Annotated in this window: 16 protein-coding genes and 1 tRNA gene; 4 read left to right on the top strand and 13 right to left on the bottom strand. The window is 57.7% G+C overall.

The features are described 5' to 3' along the window. Nucleotides 1–21: 21 nt before the first annotated feature. Both PEL8287_RS14685 and PEL8287_RS14680 read left to right on the top strand, forming a co-directional pair. Nucleotides 22–1,230 (top strand): biopolymer transporter ExbB, encoded by a 1,209-nt coding sequence (locus PEL8287_RS14685; RefSeq protein WP_085893190.1) that lies wholly within the window; start codon nt 22–24, stop codon nt 1,228–1,230. Between the two features lie 3 nt (nt 1,231–1,233). Next, entirely contained in the window at nt 1,234–3,138 is a 1,905-nt protein-coding gene (locus PEL8287_RS14680) for a peptidoglycan -binding protein (RefSeq protein WP_085893189.1), read from the top strand. A gap of 103 nt (nt 3,139–3,241) precedes the next feature. On the opposite strand, the gene clpA is transcribed toward PEL8287_RS14680, so the two are convergent. Together clpA and gloB are read right to left on the bottom strand one after the other, a co-directional pair. Continuing rightward, complete coding sequence (clpA, locus tag PEL8287_RS14675) at nt 3,242–5,578, bottom strand: ATP-dependent Clp protease ATP-binding subunit ClpA (RefSeq protein WP_085893188.1); 2,337 nt, start codon at nt 5,576–5,578, stop codon at nt 3,242–3,244. 155 nt (nt 5,579–5,733) lie between these two features. After that, nucleotides 5,734–6,501 (bottom strand): hydroxyacylglutathione hydrolase, encoded by a 768-nt coding sequence (gloB, locus tag PEL8287_RS14670; RefSeq protein ID WP_085893187.1) that lies wholly within the window; start codon nt 6,499–6,501, stop codon nt 5,734–5,736. Between the two features lie 62 nt (nt 6,502–6,563). Here gloB and PEL8287_RS14665 point away from each other — a divergent pair, with 62 nt between their 5' ends. Beyond that, nucleotides 6,564–7,304: a class I SAM-dependent methyltransferase gene (locus PEL8287_RS14665; protein ID WP_085893186.1), complete on the top strand. Its 741-nt coding sequence runs from the start codon at nt 6,564–6,566 to the stop codon at nt 7,302–7,304. Nucleotides 7,305–7,388: 84 nt separating this feature from the next. Here the strand turns inward: PEL8287_RS14665 and PEL8287_RS14660 are convergent, their stop codons facing one another. The 8 genes from PEL8287_RS14660 to PEL8287_RS14625 all read right to left on the bottom strand — a co-directional run bounded on the left by PEL8287_RS14660 (nt 7,389) and on the right by PEL8287_RS14625 (nt 14,382). Then, entirely contained in the window at nt 7,389–7,721 is a 333-nt protein-coding gene (locus tag PEL8287_RS14660; RefSeq protein WP_085893339.1) for a VanZ family protein, read from the bottom strand. 277 nt (nt 7,722–7,998) lie between these two features. After that, on the bottom strand, nt 7,999–8,928 hold the full coding sequence (locus PEL8287_RS14655) for an AEC family transporter (RefSeq protein ID WP_085893185.1): 930 nt from the start codon (nt 8,926–8,928) through the stop codon (nt 7,999–8,001). Nucleotides 8,929–8,932: 4 nt separating this feature from the next. Beyond that, nucleotides 8,933–9,730 (bottom strand): MBL fold metallo-hydrolase, encoded by a 798-nt coding sequence (locus PEL8287_RS14650; RefSeq protein WP_085893184.1) that lies wholly within the window; start codon nt 9,728–9,730, stop codon nt 8,933–8,935. Further along, on the bottom strand, nt 9,730–10,521 hold the full coding sequence (locus PEL8287_RS14645) for a TatD family hydrolase (RefSeq protein ID WP_085893183.1): 792 nt from the start codon (nt 10,519–10,521) through the stop codon (nt 9,730–9,732). The genes PEL8287_RS14650 and PEL8287_RS14645 overlap by 1 nt, the downstream gene beginning before the upstream one ends. Nucleotides 10,522–10,540: 19 nt before the next feature. After that, nucleotides 10,541–11,662, bottom strand: coding sequence for a DNA polymerase III subunit delta' (locus tag PEL8287_RS14640; RefSeq protein WP_085893182.1), 1,122 nt, complete (start codon nt 11,660–11,662; stop codon nt 10,541–10,543). Next, nucleotides 11,659–12,285, bottom strand: a complete 627-nt coding sequence (gene tmk / locus PEL8287_RS14635; protein WP_085893181.1) for a dTMP kinase — start codon at nt 12,283–12,285, stop codon at nt 11,659–11,661. The genes PEL8287_RS14640 and tmk overlap by 4 nt, the downstream gene beginning before the upstream one ends. Further along, nucleotides 12,282–13,448 (bottom strand): D-alanyl-D-alanine carboxypeptidase family protein, encoded by a 1,167-nt coding sequence (locus PEL8287_RS14630; RefSeq protein WP_085893180.1) that lies wholly within the window; start codon nt 13,446–13,448, stop codon nt 12,282–12,284. The genes tmk and PEL8287_RS14630 overlap by 4 nt, the downstream gene beginning before the upstream one ends. Before the next feature lie 10 nt (nt 13,449–13,458). Next, nucleotides 13,459–14,382 carry an SPOR domain-containing protein gene (locus PEL8287_RS14625; protein ID WP_085893179.1) on the bottom strand — a complete coding sequence of 308 codons (924 nt, stop codon included), beginning with the start codon at nt 14,380–14,382 and terminating at the stop codon, nt 13,459–13,461. Nucleotides 14,383–14,586: 204 nt separating this feature from the next. Here PEL8287_RS14625 and PEL8287_RS14620 point away from each other — a divergent pair. Then, nucleotides 14,587–14,676, top strand: a tRNA-Ser gene (locus PEL8287_RS14620). Nucleotides 14,677–14,873: 197 nt separating this feature from the next. Here the strand turns inward: PEL8287_RS14620 and PEL8287_RS14615 are convergent. Genes PEL8287_RS14615 through PEL8287_RS14605 form a run of 3 tightly spaced genes read right to left on the bottom strand, consistent with a single transcriptional unit; the run spans nt 14,874 to nt 16,624 of the window. Continuing rightward, nucleotides 14,874–15,773: a PGN_0703 family putative restriction endonuclease gene (locus tag PEL8287_RS14615; RefSeq protein WP_085893178.1), complete on the bottom strand. Its 900-nt coding sequence runs from the start codon at nt 15,771–15,773 to the stop codon at nt 14,874–14,876. Continuing rightward, nucleotides 15,766–16,152, bottom strand: a complete 387-nt coding sequence (locus PEL8287_RS14610) for a hypothetical protein (RefSeq protein ID WP_085893177.1) — start codon at nt 16,150–16,152, stop codon at nt 15,766–15,768. Before PEL8287_RS14610 ends, PEL8287_RS14615 begins: the two co-directional genes overlap by 8 nt. Continuing rightward, nucleotides 16,142–16,624: a restriction endonuclease gene (locus PEL8287_RS14605; RefSeq protein ID WP_217807688.1), complete on the bottom strand. Its 483-nt coding sequence runs from the start codon at nt 16,622–16,624 to the stop codon at nt 16,142–16,144. Before PEL8287_RS14605 ends, PEL8287_RS14610 begins: the two co-directional genes overlap by 11 nt. Nucleotides 16,625–16,782: the final 158 nt, after the last annotated feature.

Genomic DNA, 16,782 nt, shown 5'->3' with positions numbered 1-16,782 from the left:
ACCAGTGTCGGGAGCGTCCAGATGGACCAGCCGGACCGCGAGGTCGAGCCGCATTTTTCACACCCCGTTCGCCAGATCATCCTTATGCTGATGGTTCTGGGGCTGACAGGTGCGGGGGCGTTTGTCGCGCTGCCGCGGGTGTTGCCACTGTTTCAGGCCAACCCCTGGCTAAACGGGTTCATCGTTTTTGTGTTCGTTATTGGTGTGCTCGCTTGTTTCTGGCAGGTTTTTCAGTTGATCGGCTCGGTGCGCTGGATCGAAGGCTTCGCTGCGCAACACCCGGGCCATGAAATGACCAAGGCGCCGCAATTGCTTGCGCCTTTGGCGTCGTTGCTACGGCAACGGGGCAAACGGATGCAGATTGCCGCAACTTCAGCACGGTCCATTCTGGATTCAGTGGCGCAACGTATCGACGAGGTGCGTGACATCACGCGATACATAGTCAACCTTTTGATTTTCCTTGGCCTTTTGGGGACGTTTTATGGTCTTGCGACGACCGTTCCCGCGGTAGTCGATACCATCCGCAGCCTTGCACCACAGGATGGCGAAGGTGGAGTCGAGGTCTTTAACAGGTTGATGACCGGGCTTGAGGCGCAGCTTGGCGGTATGGGCGTGGCGTTTTCCTCATCGCTGCTGGGGCTGGCGGGGTCTTTGGTGGTTGGCTTGTTGGAGCTGTTTGCCGGGCACGGACAAAACCGTTTCTACCGCGAACTTGAGGAATGGGTGTCGACCATCACACGGGTCGGATTTTCTGCGGGCGACGGCGAGGGAAGTGTCGAGCAGAACTTGGTGGCTGGCGTGCTTGACCAAATGGCTGAACAGATGGACTCGCTGCAAATGTTACTGACGCAATCCGATATCAGCCGGTCCATCGTTGATGAAAAGCTGGGTGTGCTGGCAGACTCGGTCGAGCGTTTGACGCACAGAATGAGCGAGGCAAATCCGGTCAACACGGCCCTGATGCGGGTCGCGGAGGGGCAGGAGCGCCTGATTGACAAATTAGATGCCCGTGACAGCGGTGCCCACGAGGGGCTGGACGCGGAAAGCCGGATGCGCCTGCGTTCGATCGACGTGCAGATGCTGCGAATTCTCGAAGAGATCAGCGCGGGACGGCAGGAAACCATGACTGAAATCCGCACCGATCTTGCGGCGCTCAGCAAGGTCATGGTGCAGATGCGCACACAGCAACGCAGCACACCGCCTGACCTCCCCGGCAAACAGGAGAGCTAGGCCATGGCTCTGTCGCGCCGAACTGGGGCTCGTTTTCAATCCTCGATCTGGCCAGGTTTCGTGGATGCCATGACCGGCCTTTTGCTGGTGCTGATGTTTGTGCTGACCATTTTCATGGTCGTGCAATTTGTGCTGCGCGAAACAATCAGCGGGCAGGCGACCAAGTTGGATGCCCTGTCGGCCGAGGTGGCGGCGCTGGCCAGTGCCCTGGGCCTGGAGCAGGATCGCAGTGCGACATTGACCAGTCAGGTGGGCGAATTGACAGCGACGCTTGGCGATGCGCGTCAGGCGCAGGAGCGCCAACTGGCCCTGATTTCATCGTTGCGGGCCGAAAGGGCAGTGCAGGATCAAGCCCTTTCGCAGGCGCAGTCACGGATCGCCAGTTTCGAAGAACAGGTTGCGGGGCTCTTGTCTGAACGCGATCAGGCACTTGGCCAGGTTGTTGATCTGGAAGGTCAGCGTGCCAAGCTGATTTCAGAGCAAGAGGCGTTGCAACTGGCATTGGCAGGTTTGCGCAGCGAGGTTGACGCACAGGCCGAAGTTGCCAGGCTGGCCGCCGCCCGGCGCGAAGCGCTAGATGCCCTGGTGGCAGATCTGCGCCAGAAGAATGCCGAGTCCGAAGATGCCAGGACAGAACTGAGCACTCAGGTTTCGGAGTTAGAGGCGCAACTGACCGAAGAACAAAAGACACGACTGGCCGAAGCCGCCGCTGCGCAGGCCTTGCGTGATAAGTTGCAAAATGCCGATGCCGAATTAACCGCGATGACACTGGCACTTGAAGAACAGCGCCGCAAAGCCGAGGAAACCCTGACGATGCTGGCCGCTGCCGAAGCGGCAAGCGAGGAACTGGATGTTCGGTTGGCCGCAACCTTGCTGGCAAAAACCGAGGTTGAACAATCTCTTGGGTCAACGCAGGTCACGGTTGATGATCAAGCAGCGGAAATCACCAGTTTGCAATCTCGTATTGGGGTGCTGGATACCCGGCTTGCCGAAAGCGAAAAAGCCCTGGCCGAGGCGTTGGCAGCCAAATCGATGGCTGAAAACGTTGCTTTGGATGCCGATGAAATTCGCAAACAACTGGCCGCAGCCCTTGCTGCGAAATTGGCAGCCGAACAGACTGTTGAAAGCCAACTCACCCGGGCTGAGGAACGCGCCGCGTTGCTGGCAACAGCGCAGGACCAGTTGCAAAAGCAGACCGAACTGGCCAGCGAGGCGCAAAAACAGCAGGCGCTTCTGAACCGGCAGGTAGCGGCGTTGCGGACGCAATTGTCAGGTTTGCAGGCGCTCCTGGATGATGCCAGGGCGCGCGAAGCATCAAGTGATGTTCAACTGCAGTCCTTGGGAAATGAGTTGAACACAGCACTTGCCAGGGTGGCCGCAGAAGAACGCCGGCGTCGACAGCTGGAAGAAGAAAAGCGGTTGCTGCTTGAAGCGGAAAAGGCAGATCTCGAAAAATACCGGTCCGAGTTTTTTGGGCGGTTGCGGGATGTTCTGGGAACAAAGGAAGGTGTACGGATCGTTGGCGACCGCTTTGTTTTCTCCTCTGAAGTTTTGTTCGCACCGGGTGAGGCGCGCTTGTCGCCCGATGGCGAAGGTGAAATTGCCAAAATTGCCAATATTTTGCTGAATGTTACGGATGAGATTCCCGAAGGGATTGATTGGGTGATCCAAGTTGATGGCCACACTGACGATGTCCCGCTGGTCGCAGGCGCCCAGTTCAGGGATAACTGGGAGCTAAGCCAGGCGCGGGCCCTATCGGTGGTGCGGTATATGATCGACGCATTGGGTCTGCCGCCTGATCGGCTTTCAGCCAACGGGTTTGGTCAGTATCAACCGATCAATCCCGCCGACACACCCGAAGCGCGTGCGCAGAATCGACGGATCGAACTTAAGTTTACCGAAAAATGATGATGTTGCGAATGCGGGGCTTGTATTGCAGCGCATTCAAAATGAAACGGGCCCGGCGTTGATCCTGTCAACACCGGGCCCGCATCTCACGCTAGCACTGTAATCAATCAGCGGTCAGGAGTGGCGGCTTCTTTTTGCCGGAAATACGCTGCCGAACAGGGCCTTCGACCTGCAGGTCGATTTTGTCGTCCTTGATGCCAACCTTGACAATGCCGCCTTTGGCAAGCTTGCCGAACAACAGTTCCTCGGCCAGCGGTTTCTTGATGTGTTCCTGAATAACACGGCCTAGGGGACGGGCGCCCATTTTGTCGTCATACCCCTTGTCTGCAAGCCATTCAGCTGCAGGCTGGGTCAGTTCAATCGTTACGTCACGATCAAGCAACTGGGCTTCAAGCTGGAGCACGAATTTTTCGACGACTTTCAGGATCACCTCTTTGGGTAGCGGAGCGAAGGAAATCACGGCATCAAGTCGGTTGCGGAACTCGGGCGTGAATGTGCGCTCGATTGCGGCAGTATCCTCGCCTTCACGGCGGTCGCGGCCAAAGCCGATGGCTGATTTCGCCTGTTCGATAGCACCTGCGTTCGACGTCATGATCAGAACCACGTTGCGGAAATCGACGGTACGACCGTTATGATCGGTCAGCGTGCCGTGATCCATGACCTGAAGCAGGATGTTGAAGACATCCGGATGTGCCTTTTCGATCTCATCCAGCAGCAAAACGCAATGCGGGTGCTGGTCAACGCCATCGGTCAACAAGCCACCCTGATCAAAGCCAACGTAACCCGGGGGCGCGCCGATCAGGCGCGAAACAGCGTGCTTCTCCATGTACTCGGACATGTCGAACCGCAAAAGTTCCACGCCAAGCGTATCGGCCAGTTGCTTGGCCACTTCGGTCTTGCCCACACCGGTGGGACCGGCAAACAGGTAATTTCCGATGGGCTTTTCAGGTTCCCGCAGCCCGGCGCGGGCCAGCTTGATGGCCGACGAAAGCGCCTCGATCGCGGTATCCTGACCAAACACAACCCGTTTAAGCGACTTTTCAAGGTCTTTGAGAACCTCAGCATCGTTTTTGCTGACGTTCTTGGGAGGGATGCGGGCGATTTTGGCTACAACGTCTTCGATTTCTTTTACGCCAATGCTTTTGCGGCGTTTCGAGGCGACAACCAGATGCTGCGCAGCTCCGGCCTCGTCGATCACGTCAATTGCCTTGTCAGGCAGTTTGCGGTCATTGATATAGCGCGCCGAAAGGTCCACTGCGGATCTGATTGCATCGTTGGTATATTTTACGCTGTGGTGATCCTCGAAATAGGGTTTCAGGCCCTTAAGGATTTTAACGGTATCCTCAATCGTGGGTTCTGCGACGTCAATTTTCTGGAACCGGCGGCTAAGGGCGCGGTCCTTTTCAAAATGCTGTCGGAATTCCTTGAATGTGGTCGAGCCCATGCACCGCAATTTGCCGCCCTGAAGCGCCGGTTTCAGCAGGTTCGAGGCATCCATCGCCCCGCCCGAAGTGGCGCCGGCGCCGATCACTGTATGAATTTCGTCGATAAACAATACCGCGTCAGGATGGTCTTCAAGTTCGGTCATGACGGCTTTTAGACGTTCTTCGAAATCGCCACGATACCGCGTACCTGCAAGCAGAGCGCCCATATCAAGGGAAAAGATTGTTGTCCGGGCAAGCACTTCAGGGGTTTCCCCTTTGACGATACGGTGTGCCAGACCTTCTGCAATGGCGGTTTTGCCAACTCCGGGGTCCCCGACAAGAAGAGGATTGTTCTTACGGCGGCGACACAGGACCTGAATGCAACGGTCAACCTCTGAGTCGCGACCGATCAGCGGGTCGATATCGCCGCGCCGTGATTTTTCGTTGAGGTCGACGCAGTACTTGGCAAGGGCCGATTCCCCCGCTTCCACGGCATCGGAATCAGAGGCTGTGGAGCTGCTTTCGTCATCCATATCACTGGCACCCGTGATCGGGCGCGATTCCCCAAAGGCCGGGTCCTTGGCCACACCGTGGGCAATGAAATTGACAGCGTCATAGCGGGTCATATCCTGTTCTTGCAGGAAATAAGCCGCGTTTGACTCACGTTCCGCAAATATAGCCACAAGCACATTGGCGCCGGTCACCTCGGTGCGGCCAGACGATTGCACATGGATCGCGGCACGTTGGATGACACGCTGAAATGCGGCGGTTGGTACCGCCTCGGATCCGTCGATGTCGGTCACAAGATTTGACAGGTCATCGTCAATGAACTCGACCAAAGTCTTGCGCAGATCTTCGGTATCGACGCTGCAGGCTTTCATGACCCGCGAAGCATCGGGTTCATCGACCAGTGCCAGCAAAAGATGTTCCAGTGTAGCAAATTCGTGCTGTCGTGCGTTGGCCAGGGCCAGCGCTGCATGGATTGCCTGTTCCAGCGTGTTCGAGAATGAAGGCACGGTGGTGCTCCTTCTGATCTTGGTCGGGGCGTTATGCCTCCGACCTTGGCCTCATAGTCTTAAAGTTTGGTCGATATGGCCAAGGCTTCAAGGTTTTTCTGGTCAAACCGGGTCACTTTTCGTCACAACGGTTCTTATTTTCATCACGTTACCCACTAAAAACGGTCTTTTCGTGCCCGGATTTCGGCAAAAACCGCTGCAGGGTGCGCGCCGGTCATTCCAAGATGCGCCTGAATCGCCGGGTTATCGGCCCGCAAAAAGGGATTGGTGGCCAGTTCTTCGGCCAGGGTTGAGGGGACAGTGGGTTGATTTCGGGACCGGGCGGCAATGACTGCCTCTGCTCGGGATATAAGTGCCGGATTGTCCGGATCAACAGTCAGCGCGAATTTAGCGTTACTTTGAGTGTATTCGTGTCCCGAGCACACAGTCGTGTCGGGGGGGAGGGCCGCAAGTTTGCACAGGCTTTCATACATCTGCGGCATAGTGCCTTCAAAAACGCGGCCGCATCCAAGGGCCATCAGGCTGTCTGCGGTAAAAACCGTCTGACTTTCAGGGAAGTAATACGCGATGTGTCCGACCGTGTGGCCTGAAACGTCAATGACTTGTCCGGTTTCGTTGCCAATTTCGACAGTGTCACCTTCGGCCAAAGCGATGTCCAGTGGAGGAAGGCGATGGGCGTCGGCAGCGGCACCAATCACCTTGGCGGGATGTTTGGCCAACAGGTCCGGCAGGCCATCAATATGGTCCCAGTGGTGATGGGTTAAAAGGACATGACTGAGCGTCCAGCCCTTGTTCTCAAGCGCCTCAATGATCGGTCCGGCTTCGGGAACATCGATCGCGGCAGTCTGTCCGGTGTCCGGATCATGGGCCAGATAAGCGTAATTGTCGGACAGGCAGGGAATGGTAAGGATTTGCAATGTCATGGTATTTCCCCATGTGCCAGTTACTGTTAACGTTAGAGTGACTGATCCGGGGCCGGGCTGCAATGCATCTTGATGTACAGGACCTTCGTAATTTCTATTACCGCAGCGCGCTTGGGCGGGCGGCGCAAAAGGCTGTGCGCGAAGAGATGCTGGCGCTCTGGCCCGAGGCGCTGGGGCAGACGGTGGTGGGTTTTGGATTTGCGGTGCCTTTCCTGCGTCCCTACCTTTCGGATGCGCGCCGGGTAATCGGATTAATGCCGGGACCTCAAGGGGTTATCGGGTGGCCTCAGGGAATGCCGAATGTTTCGGTGTTGTGTGAAGAAACCCTTTGGCCGATTGAAACCGGGCATGTGGACAAGCTGTTGGTAGTGCATGGGCTGGAACCAAGTGAGCAGCCATCGGCCTTGCTGGATGAATGTTGGCGGGTGTTGGGGCCAGGGGGATCGGCGCTGTTTGTGGTGCCAAACCGGGCTGGATTATGGTCGCGCAGCGATCAGACGCCGTTCGGGCATGGCCGCCCCTATTCCCAGGGCCAGCTTGAGAGCCAGCTGAAATTACACAATTTTCTGCCGGAACGCCACCGCACAACCCTGTACCAGCCACCGTCAGAACGGCGGTTCTGGCGCAAGACAGCGGGCATGTGGGAACGTTTTGGGGTCAAGCTGTCGATGTTTGCCGCAGGGGGTGTTCTGATGGTGGAGGCCACCAAGCGAGTGCAGGCGCCCACCGGGCCCGGCCTGCGGGAAAAGGTGCGCAAGCCGCTGCAGGTGCTAAAGCCAAAACCCGAGGTGAAACCGGTCTGAGCTTTGTATGATTCGTACTTGGATTTCCTTCGCTTCAGGACCGGTTTTCAGTACGCAGCGTAAGGAATGTACAAAACGAAGCGCTCAGGCGGGGCGCAGACGGGTGCGGACCAGGCCGGGCAGCAGGCCGGTGATCGCCCCGGCGGCATCAGCAGCCAGATCAAGCCATTCCGCCGAGCGCGTGAAGAAGGGCTGTATTACCTCAATCGCGCCACCATAGAAAATGGCCAGAGGGACCAGCCAGATTGCATGCCGCAGGTGCACCCACGTGACCGGCAAGGTCAGCAATGCGAAGGCCAGAAAATGGATTTGCTTGTCGTTCAGCGGTAAGGGCGGGCCGGGCGGACCCGGCGGCGACAGCGTGCCCCAGCCGATGAGGGCGGCGATGATGAGGGTGAGGAACAGTGCGAGTTTCATTTGGGCCAGTGATTGGGGATGCCGGGCCTTTGTGAGAAACCATGTTTCGGGGAAGGAGGCAACCAGGGGTTTGGTTTTGCCAACCTCAGGTGATTGCTGCTGAATTTTCCAAGCAGCAATTCTGCCAGAGTTTATCGTCAGCATCATAATTTCCGACGTTCAAAACAAAATCGGCCGCAATATGGGTCCCCGATATCGCAACGCAGCTAGCATTTGATATCTAAGGTTAAAGGCGTGGCGCTATAGTGGATTTCTTACGGTCCGGTTTGGCCCTGTGTCAGGGCAAACTGCCCAGCCACATCCAGACGGTCAGGATCGAAACTGCGGTCCCGATCAGCACGCCTGACGCCGCCACGCGGCGCGCGTGGCCATACATATTGGCAAAAATATAGGTGTTGATCCCCGGTGCCATCGCTGCCGTCAGTACCGCCGAGCGCAGGGCCGGATCAGACAGATCTAGCGCCCCCCCAAGGCTGCGTGTGATCAAGGGATGGGCGACCAGAGCCACGGCACAAACATAGAGGATGATCCGAAAATCCCCCTCGGGCCGGTAACGCACCAGGACTCCGCCAAGGCCGAAAAGGGCCGCAGGAAGGGCCGCACGCACCATCAGATCCAACCCGTCATTCAAGGGTCCCGGCAGGGCGATACCCGTCAAATTGACGACAAACCCTGCCGCGATTCCCATGATCAACGCGTTCGAAAACATCGCCTTGAGCACTTTTAACGCCAACGCCGGCCCCGCGGTGCCGCGCGCCTTTGTGATCTCCATCACGGTTATGCCAACGCCGTAGCAAAACGGTGAATGCAGGGCGATGATGGCATAGTTTGCGGTCAGCGCACCGGTGCCATAGGCGCGTTCGGTGATCGGCAGACCCAGCAAGACTGAGTTGGAAAACAGGCAGCAAAACCCGATGGCAACCGAATCTTCCCAGGGCCGCCCGAACAGGAAACGCGCGCCAAAAAGCCCCAGCATAAAACCCGAAAGGGCCCCGGTGTAAAAGCTGATCAAAAGCCGCCAGTCAAAGCTTTGCCCCAGATCCAGCCGCGAAATAGCGGTGAACAACAGGCAGGGGATAGCGAATTTCTGGGTGAAATTCATCAACCCATCGACGCCCGCGTCAGAAAACCAGCCACGCCAGACGGCAAGATAGCCAAATCCGATCACCACAAAGACCGGCAGAATAACCTCTAGCAGGGCCTGCACGCCTCTAGACCTGATAGGTGATGGTCATGCCATCAAAGGCAGGAGTGATGTGATCGGGGGTCTCATCGACAAGGGTCTGATAGTCCATGTCGATATGCATATTGGTCAGAACACCGCGGCGGGGTGCGGCACGTTCAATCCATTCCAATGAGCGTTCCAGATGCGCATGGGTCGGATGCGGAGTGCGGCGCAATGCATCAAGCACAAAGCAATCAAGGCCCTGCAGAACCGGCCAGACATCTTCGGGAATTTGCGCCACATCCGGCAAATAGGCCAAGCTGCCCACCTTGAACCCAAGTGCGTCAATCGCGCCGTGATTAACCTGAAACGGTGTCAGCGTGATCGCGCCCCCGGTGCCTTGAATCACGACATCGCCGGTGATCGTGTGCATGTCAAGAATCGGCGGATAGGGCGAATCTTCGGGTTGGATAAAGGCATAGCCAAACCGGTTATACAGCGCGTTCTGCGTATCGCCGTCGGCCCAGACAGGCAGCCGTCGTTTCATGTTGAAAACGATCATCCGCAGATCATCCAGCCCGTGCACATGATCCGCATGGGCATGTGTGAAAGCGACGGCATCCAGCTCTCCTACGCCCGCATCCAGAAGCTGGGCGCGCAGATCAGGCGAGGCGTCGATCAGGACCCGGGTTATGCCCTGATCGGTTTTGCGCTCGATCAGCATCGAGCAACGGCGACGGCGGTTTCTGGGGTTTTCGGGGTCACAATCACCCCAATGCCCACCCAACCGGGGTACCCCGCCGGAAGAGCCGCAGCCCAGAATGGTAAAGCGCAGTTCGCCCATCACGCAGCCGCCTTCCAGAAAAGGCGATCAAAATTCGCCTGGGTCTGTGCGGCGAATTCGGACCACTCCATGCCAAAAACCTCGGCACCTACCTTGGCAGTGTGCACGGTATACGAAGGCTCGTTCCGTTTGCCGCGAAAGGGCGGCGGCGCAAGATAAGGCGCGTCGGTTTCCACCAGGATCCGTTCCACCGGGGCTGCAGCAAAAATGTCGCGTATTTCCTGGCTTTTGGGAAATGCTGCAATGCCCGACATCGACAGGTAAAAGCCCAGATCGACCGCTGTTTTCGCCAGTGCGGATCCGGATGAAAAGCAGTGCATGACACATGTATAGGCGCCTTTGGCATGTTCTTCACACAGGATGCGAGCAATATCCTCATCGGCTGCGCGGGCGTGGATGATCAGCGGCAGCTTGGTCTGGCGCGCGGCCTCGATATGAATCCGCAGGCTTTGTTGCTGAACCTCAGCGCTTTCGCCGGTATAGTGGTAGTCGAGACCTGTTTCGCCGATGCCCACAAATTTGGGGTGTTCGGCCAGCTGGACCAATTCATCCACCGTTGCCATCGGTTCATCTGCGGCGGACATCGGATGTGTGCCTGCAGCATAGAAAACCGGCGCGTAGCGCTCGGCGATCGACCTGACCTGAGGTTCCAGCCGCAGCTTGGTGCAGATCGTGACCATGCGGGTGACGCCTGCCTGCAATGCTCTTTCGATCACTTGATCGCGCTCTTCGTCGAAATCGGAAAAGTCCAGGTGGCAATGGCTGTCGGTGATCTGAATTGCGTCTGTCATGGTCTTCCTGGTGCGGGGATCACCCCGCAGCGGTTTGCTGGATCTTGAACACCGTATCCAGCACCAGCACGGCAGGGTCAAGGTTGACCGACCGCCCATGGCGCGCGCGCGCGCCGATCTCTTGTGCGCAATCGGCCCAGGCCCGGCCTTTTTCAGGTGTAGGCGCCAGCCGGGTTAGCATCTGCGCCTCGCCCGGAGCGGCTTCGGTCACAGGTGCAGAGCCAATCGCGCCCGCCCGTGCCAGCCGCGCCAGCAACAGATCATTGAGACCCAGCAGCAGATCCAGCTTTTCTTCAGCTCCGCGTGTCGCGGCTGCTTCGGCCAGCTTGAGCGCGCGAGGCCGGTCAAGCCGCGGCAGTGTATCGTAAAGGCCCACCAGCTCGGCGTACATCCTGAGCCCGCCAAGATTGATCAGCCGCACCGCCTCGCCCACCGAACCGCCTGACAGTTCGGCCAGCGCTGCGGTATCCTGTCCCGGATCAATCCCTGCTTGTGTCAGAGCCTGCGCCATGTCCCGGGCCCCCAAAGGCGGCAGCCGCAACTCGCGGCAGCGCGAGCGAATGGTCGGCAACAGGCGCGAGGGCTGATGGCTGACCAGCAGCAGGAACGTTCGCGCGGGCGGCTCTTCTAGCATTTTCAACAGCGCGTTCGCGGCCTGAGTGTTCATTTCATCGGCACTGTCGATAATCACTACACGCCGTCCGCCATCCGTCGCGCTGAAATGCAGGAAGTGATTCAGGTTGCGCACATCTTCGGCCACAATTTTATCGCGCAGGCGGCTGGTTTTCTCGTTCACGGAACGGGTGATGTGAAAAAGCCCCGGATCCGAACCCGCCAGCAGGCGCCGCGACACCGGGTGATCGGGGCCGATATCAAGTGATGCAGGCAGCGGCGCATCGCCAAAAAGCCCGCCTTCATTGGTCTCGGGCGTGGCCAGCAGGAACCGGGCAATGCGCCATGCCAGCGTCGCCTTGCCCACCCCAAGGGGGCCGGCAATCAACCAGCCATGGTGCATCCGGCCGGCGTTGTAGACCTCAAGAAAAGCTGCTTCGGCTGTACCTTGCCCCATCAGTTGCGGTGTTTCGCGCGGGTGCGGTGCGCCGTCTACGCAGTCGGGCCTTGGGGCGTCGTCAGCGCTCATGGAAAACGCTCCGCCACGATCTGTTGCACGGCGCTTGCAACGACATCAATCTCGCGGTTCCCGTCGATTGTAGTGAACCGTTCGTTAAATTCGGCAGCCAGATCAAGAAACCCCTGCCGCATTTTTTGCTGCAGGCTTTCGCCAAAGGATTCAAACCGCTCTTCGCCAGTGCCCCGCGACAACGCCCGGCTAAGGCCGGTTCCGGGGTCCATGTCGATCAGAATAGTCAGGTCTGGTTCCTGTTTGATCATCAGCGCGTGCAGTTTATCAACAACTGCCCTTAAATCGCCCCTGCTGAGGCCCTGATACATCCGGGTACTGTCGGCAAACCGGTCGCAGATCACGGTTTTTCCAGCTTCTAGCGCGGGGGTGATCGTTCGTTCCAGATGATCGCGGCGCGCTGCGGTAAAAAGCAGTATTTCGGTTTCAGCTGACCAGCGGTTGGGATCGCCCTCAAGGACCAGCCGTCGGATTTCCTCGGCCCCGGGGCTGCCGCCCGGTTCGCGCGTCAGGACAATCTGATGCCCCAGACCGCGCAAATGTTCCGCCAGCAGACGCGCCTGCGTTGATTTGCCTGACCCGTCGATTCCTTCAAAACTGATGAACACACCCTGCGCCGTCAAAGCGCACCCTCGGGCCCCTGCTGCAGCCGTGTCAGCAGCAGTCCCGACACTGTTCGCAGGCGGGCCAGGAAGCCACCTTTGGCCACATCTTCGGCTGCAACCAGCGGTACACGGGATTCCGGCAGGCCTTCGGGGGCAAAGACCAGTTCAGCCAGTTGATCCCCTCTTGCGATTGGTGCGCGAAGAGGGCCGCTATAGACCACTTCCGCCTTTACCTGATCACCACCCAGAACCGGCACCAATGTGGTGATGTCCTTGGCCGGGGTCAGACCGACACTGTTCACACTGCCCATCCAGACATCGGCGCGGGCCACTTCGGTACCCGCAGTCACAATGGATTTTTCGACAAACTGGCGAAAGGCCCAACTGACAATCGCCTCGGCCTCTTCAGCACGGGCCTGCCCAGAATCAAGACCGGAAAGAACAAACACAATCCGACGATCCGCCTGCTTGGCCGACCCTACAAGACCATAGCCCGCTTTCGTCGTATGCCCGGTCTTTAGCCCGTCCGCCCCAATCCCCAGTTTCAGCAGGGGATTGCGATTTTGCGTATTCTGCGGCGCACGCCCGTCAAATGCAAACTCGGTTTCGCCGAACATCGGATAAAACTCGGGGAAATCCTCGATCAGATGGCGGGCCAGCAGGGCCAGATCTCGCATGCTCATCATATGGCCCGCGGCAGGCCAGCCGTTTGAATTGGCAAAGGTTGAGTTGGTCATCCCCATTTGCTGGGCCCGCTGCGTCATGAACCGGGCGAAACCTGCCTCGGTTCCATCCGGGCTTAGCGCTTCGGCGATCACTGCACAGGCATCGTTACCCGACAAAACGATGATCCCACGCAACAAATCCTCGACCCGTATCCTGTCGGTCGTGTCCAGGAACATCGTCGAGCCGCCATAGCTCATGGCGTGGCTTGATACCGGAAGGCGCTCTTCCAGTGACAAACGCCCGTCGCGAATTGCCTCGAATGCAACATACAGCGTCATCAGCTTGGACATTGATGCAGGTGGCAGCGGGGTATCCGCGTTTTTGTTCAACAGCACGGTTCCGGTCGTGATGTCCATGACAAAGGCGGCCTTGGCCCTTGTGTCAAAGGCACTGGCAGGTGCTGCCAGCAGAGTCAGCAGCAAAACCGAAGGCAGAAAACGAAAAATCCGTATCATGGCGTCTGGCCTAGTTTGTTACAGGATAGGCATCATCAAATCCGACGCCTTTTATCTTTTTCAGCAGTATCGTGCGCTCTGAAACATCGGCCGCTGGCCCAACAATCACCCGCCAGAATTTCTTTCCCTGCGAGCTTTGTTCCTTGACCGTCGGCACCATACCCGCCTGACGCATGGCAGTGGCGGTGTTTTCAGCGTTCTGCTCGACACTGAAAATTCCGATCTGAATAAAGGGTTTCTCCAGCGACGAAGGCTGTGGTTGGACAGCAGGTTTGGGCTTGGGTGCCGCTTGCGGGGCAGCCGCGGTTGCGGTTGCGGTTTCAATTTCAGCGGCCTCAATGGCAGCTGCCGCCCCGGCTATCGGGTCAAGGGGTGTGGCTTCTATTTCGGTCGGTTCGGCAAGTTCCTCGGTTGTTGCAGTGGCTGCCTCTGGCAATGCTTCGGGCTCCACCGCGATCTCTTCACGGCGCAGCGCCACCACGCTCAGACGGGCAGGTGAACCGGCGAGCATCCCAAGCGCTTCGGCCGCGTCGGATGACACCTGCATGATCGGCCCAGGGTTTTCACGTTCGCGGCGGAACAGCGCGCCGATGACGGATTGAGAGTTTTCGGTGTTGCGGATGATCACGCGTTCGGGGTCTTTTACGTCAGGATGAGCCACCCAGACACCACCAAGCGAAGGCCGTCCGTCCCACAATCCCATATCAGTTACGTTGAAAACGTTTGGCGCCTCGACATCCCGTTCAACCTGTCTGCCATTCGCGCGCGCCGCGTTTCCACTTGCTTCGGTCTCGGCCACGGATGATTTAGGCGCGGCCTTGAACGGGTTGCTGATTTGGCCGGTCTCGTCACATCCACTCAAAACCATCATACCGGCACTGAAAAAGACGACATTGCGCCATCCCCATCGCTTGCCTGTCAGTTGGATTTTCATACCTGGCCCCTCGCCTGTCTGCGCGACATTCCGCGCGGTCTGCCGGTTACTCCGGACGTTGTGCTCGTACATGCGGCATGGCCACACGGGCGCAGTCTAGCGCCATGTCTGCAGCAAGAAAAGTCTGCACGTGGCGATTAAGCGGAATTCCCCAGAAAACAACGTCTTCCAGAATCGAAAAAGACCTTATAGGGAAGTCACGTCGGAGGAGTGGCAGAGTGGTCGAATGCACCGGTCTTGAAAACCGACGAGGGTGAAAGTCCTCCGTGGGTTCGAATCCCACCTCCTCCGCCACCACTTAACCTATTGATTTTAAACGATTTTGCGTAGCGCGCATTGGCGCGTGATTTCCGTGGCTTGCAGACCACGTCGACCCCTAGAGACTTGAAAATGCAGGCCAAATAGTCGCCCAGAATGGCGCGAGTCTCTGTTTGGCATTTGGCGCGATACGGTTTTCATGTGGGACAGCGGGCGCTGGACTTGACTTTGGGTCAATTCGAAGCTGGCGCGGGCCTCTTTGCGTCGCCTCGTCCGACAACATGGCGGATGCGTTCTCGAAGGAATTCAGCGAGCTCTGCAGCATCGGTAGCATTTGCCGCATCGAGGATGTCCGCATACTCCTCGTAGTCGACAAAGGCGATTAGATCCCGAAAGTCCGGAAGGAGTATGTCTCTCCGAAAGGCTGCGACCTGCTCAGCGAGTACTGACGCATACTTGCGCGGGCCAATCGCCAGAACGCCGAAACGCGATTTCTTGTCTCGCTCTGCGATGGAAGCGGCAAACAGGAAATTTCTCATCAGCTGGTAGTTGGCCCCACGAAGTGCGCAGACGTCCGACGCGGTCTGGCGATTGAAAATCTCGGGCCGAAACCATCGCTTTCCCAAGCTCCAGTAGGCTCGAGGCGACCGGTGACCCTCCCAGTTTTCGAGGCGGCACCACGCGTCAGTCTGCTTGGCGATATCGGATCCTGGGCCACGGAAACCGGCGCAGGCCTTGGGAAACTGACTGCACCCTCCAAAGCCGTGTTCGGCGTCGGTTGCGAACTTGGATTCTATGCAAACGACCTCGTCCGACGACAGGCAAAGAGCATCGATGCTGGTCGCTTGCTGAGCACCCAACTCGGATAGGAGCTCAGGGCTTTCGGCCTCTGGCAGGATCGACCAGCGCCGCGGACGACGTCGTGGTGGAAATCCGGGAAGGGCGTGACGAAAGAGAGCTTCAAGGACCCGGTCCCTGGCGCTCACCGAACGAAGCGTTCCAAAGGCACTCAGGCAGAAGGCCTGTGAGGATCTGGGGGATCCAGCATAGCTGTGCCATTTGAACCCAGGGGCACGTTCTCGTTCGGTAAGAGCCCGAGGATGCAGTGTCGGGTTGTCGAGCGGATCAGCCATCACGGTTCTCCGGCCAGTTGTCCTTGGGAGCACCGTGCGGAACAAGACCTATCCGGATACTGGTTTTCTTCGAGACCTCTTCCAGCGTCGCCATGAGACGATTGAGCTCTGACAGTGTCGACGTCATTTCCGGTCCATAGCGAGAAATGAGATACTCTCTGGTTTCTGTCATCTTCCGGAGGTGCTCAGCAGTACGCTTTCGCAGGATCAATCCACTGTCGATCGCCTTTTCCGCCCGTGCGGCAAGGTTGTGGAAATGGGATCTGACCTGCTCCGGAGGCGTTCCGTCCACCAGTAGAAAGGCGTTGAGGTAAAGCTCAATTGCGAGGATTGCGCAGAGCCGTCCAGGGGCACGAGAAAGCGGCTCATCACGCCGCACGACCGACAATATCCATCAACTTCGCGTAATCGGTGACGACCTCGTATTTCACCTTGTCTTGCGAAATCTTCTGACTGATTTCTTCAAAGAACTTTCTGGCGCACTCGATCTTGGTCTTCTCAATCTCGCGCAGTTTCATCGTCGACATTGAACCTTTGGTTTCAGCCACGAAATAGATATGTTTCACGCCTCCATCCTTGAAAGAGATCGCCCAATCTGGGTTATAATCTCCAACTGGCGTTGGGATGAGAAAGCCGCGAGGAAGCTTCGCGTATACGACCACTTCTGTGCTTGTATCCAAGTCTGCTACGAACCGCTTCTCTACATCTGAGTCGGTCACAACATAATTGTAGACGTGGTTCTTCAGCTTTGCGCTTGCGCGCGAGAAATCTTGACCGGTCTGATTGGCGGTAAAGATATCGACGTCGTAGCGGTCAGCGACCTCGTCATAGTCCAGACGCTCGATTATCATCGTCGCCTTCTGCTCGGCAATAATTCGCGATGAAGCTGTCAGACTAATTCGAACCAGTCTCAGTTTACCGCGGAACGCGTGAACTTATGCGGAACAAAGCTGCCGCCACTCGGCAAGAGCGGCGGCTCGGTTCAATTTGAAATTTGCTCGTGAGTAAA

Origin of the sequence: Roseovarius litorisediminis (genome assembly GCF_900172295.1) — a bacterium.
Taxonomy (GTDB): domain Bacteria; phylum Pseudomonadota; class Alphaproteobacteria; order Rhodobacterales; family Rhodobacteraceae; genus Roseovarius; species Roseovarius litorisediminis.
The sequence above is the reverse complement of the archived record's forward strand: the minus strand, read 5'-3'. Positions and strand labels throughout refer to the sequence as shown.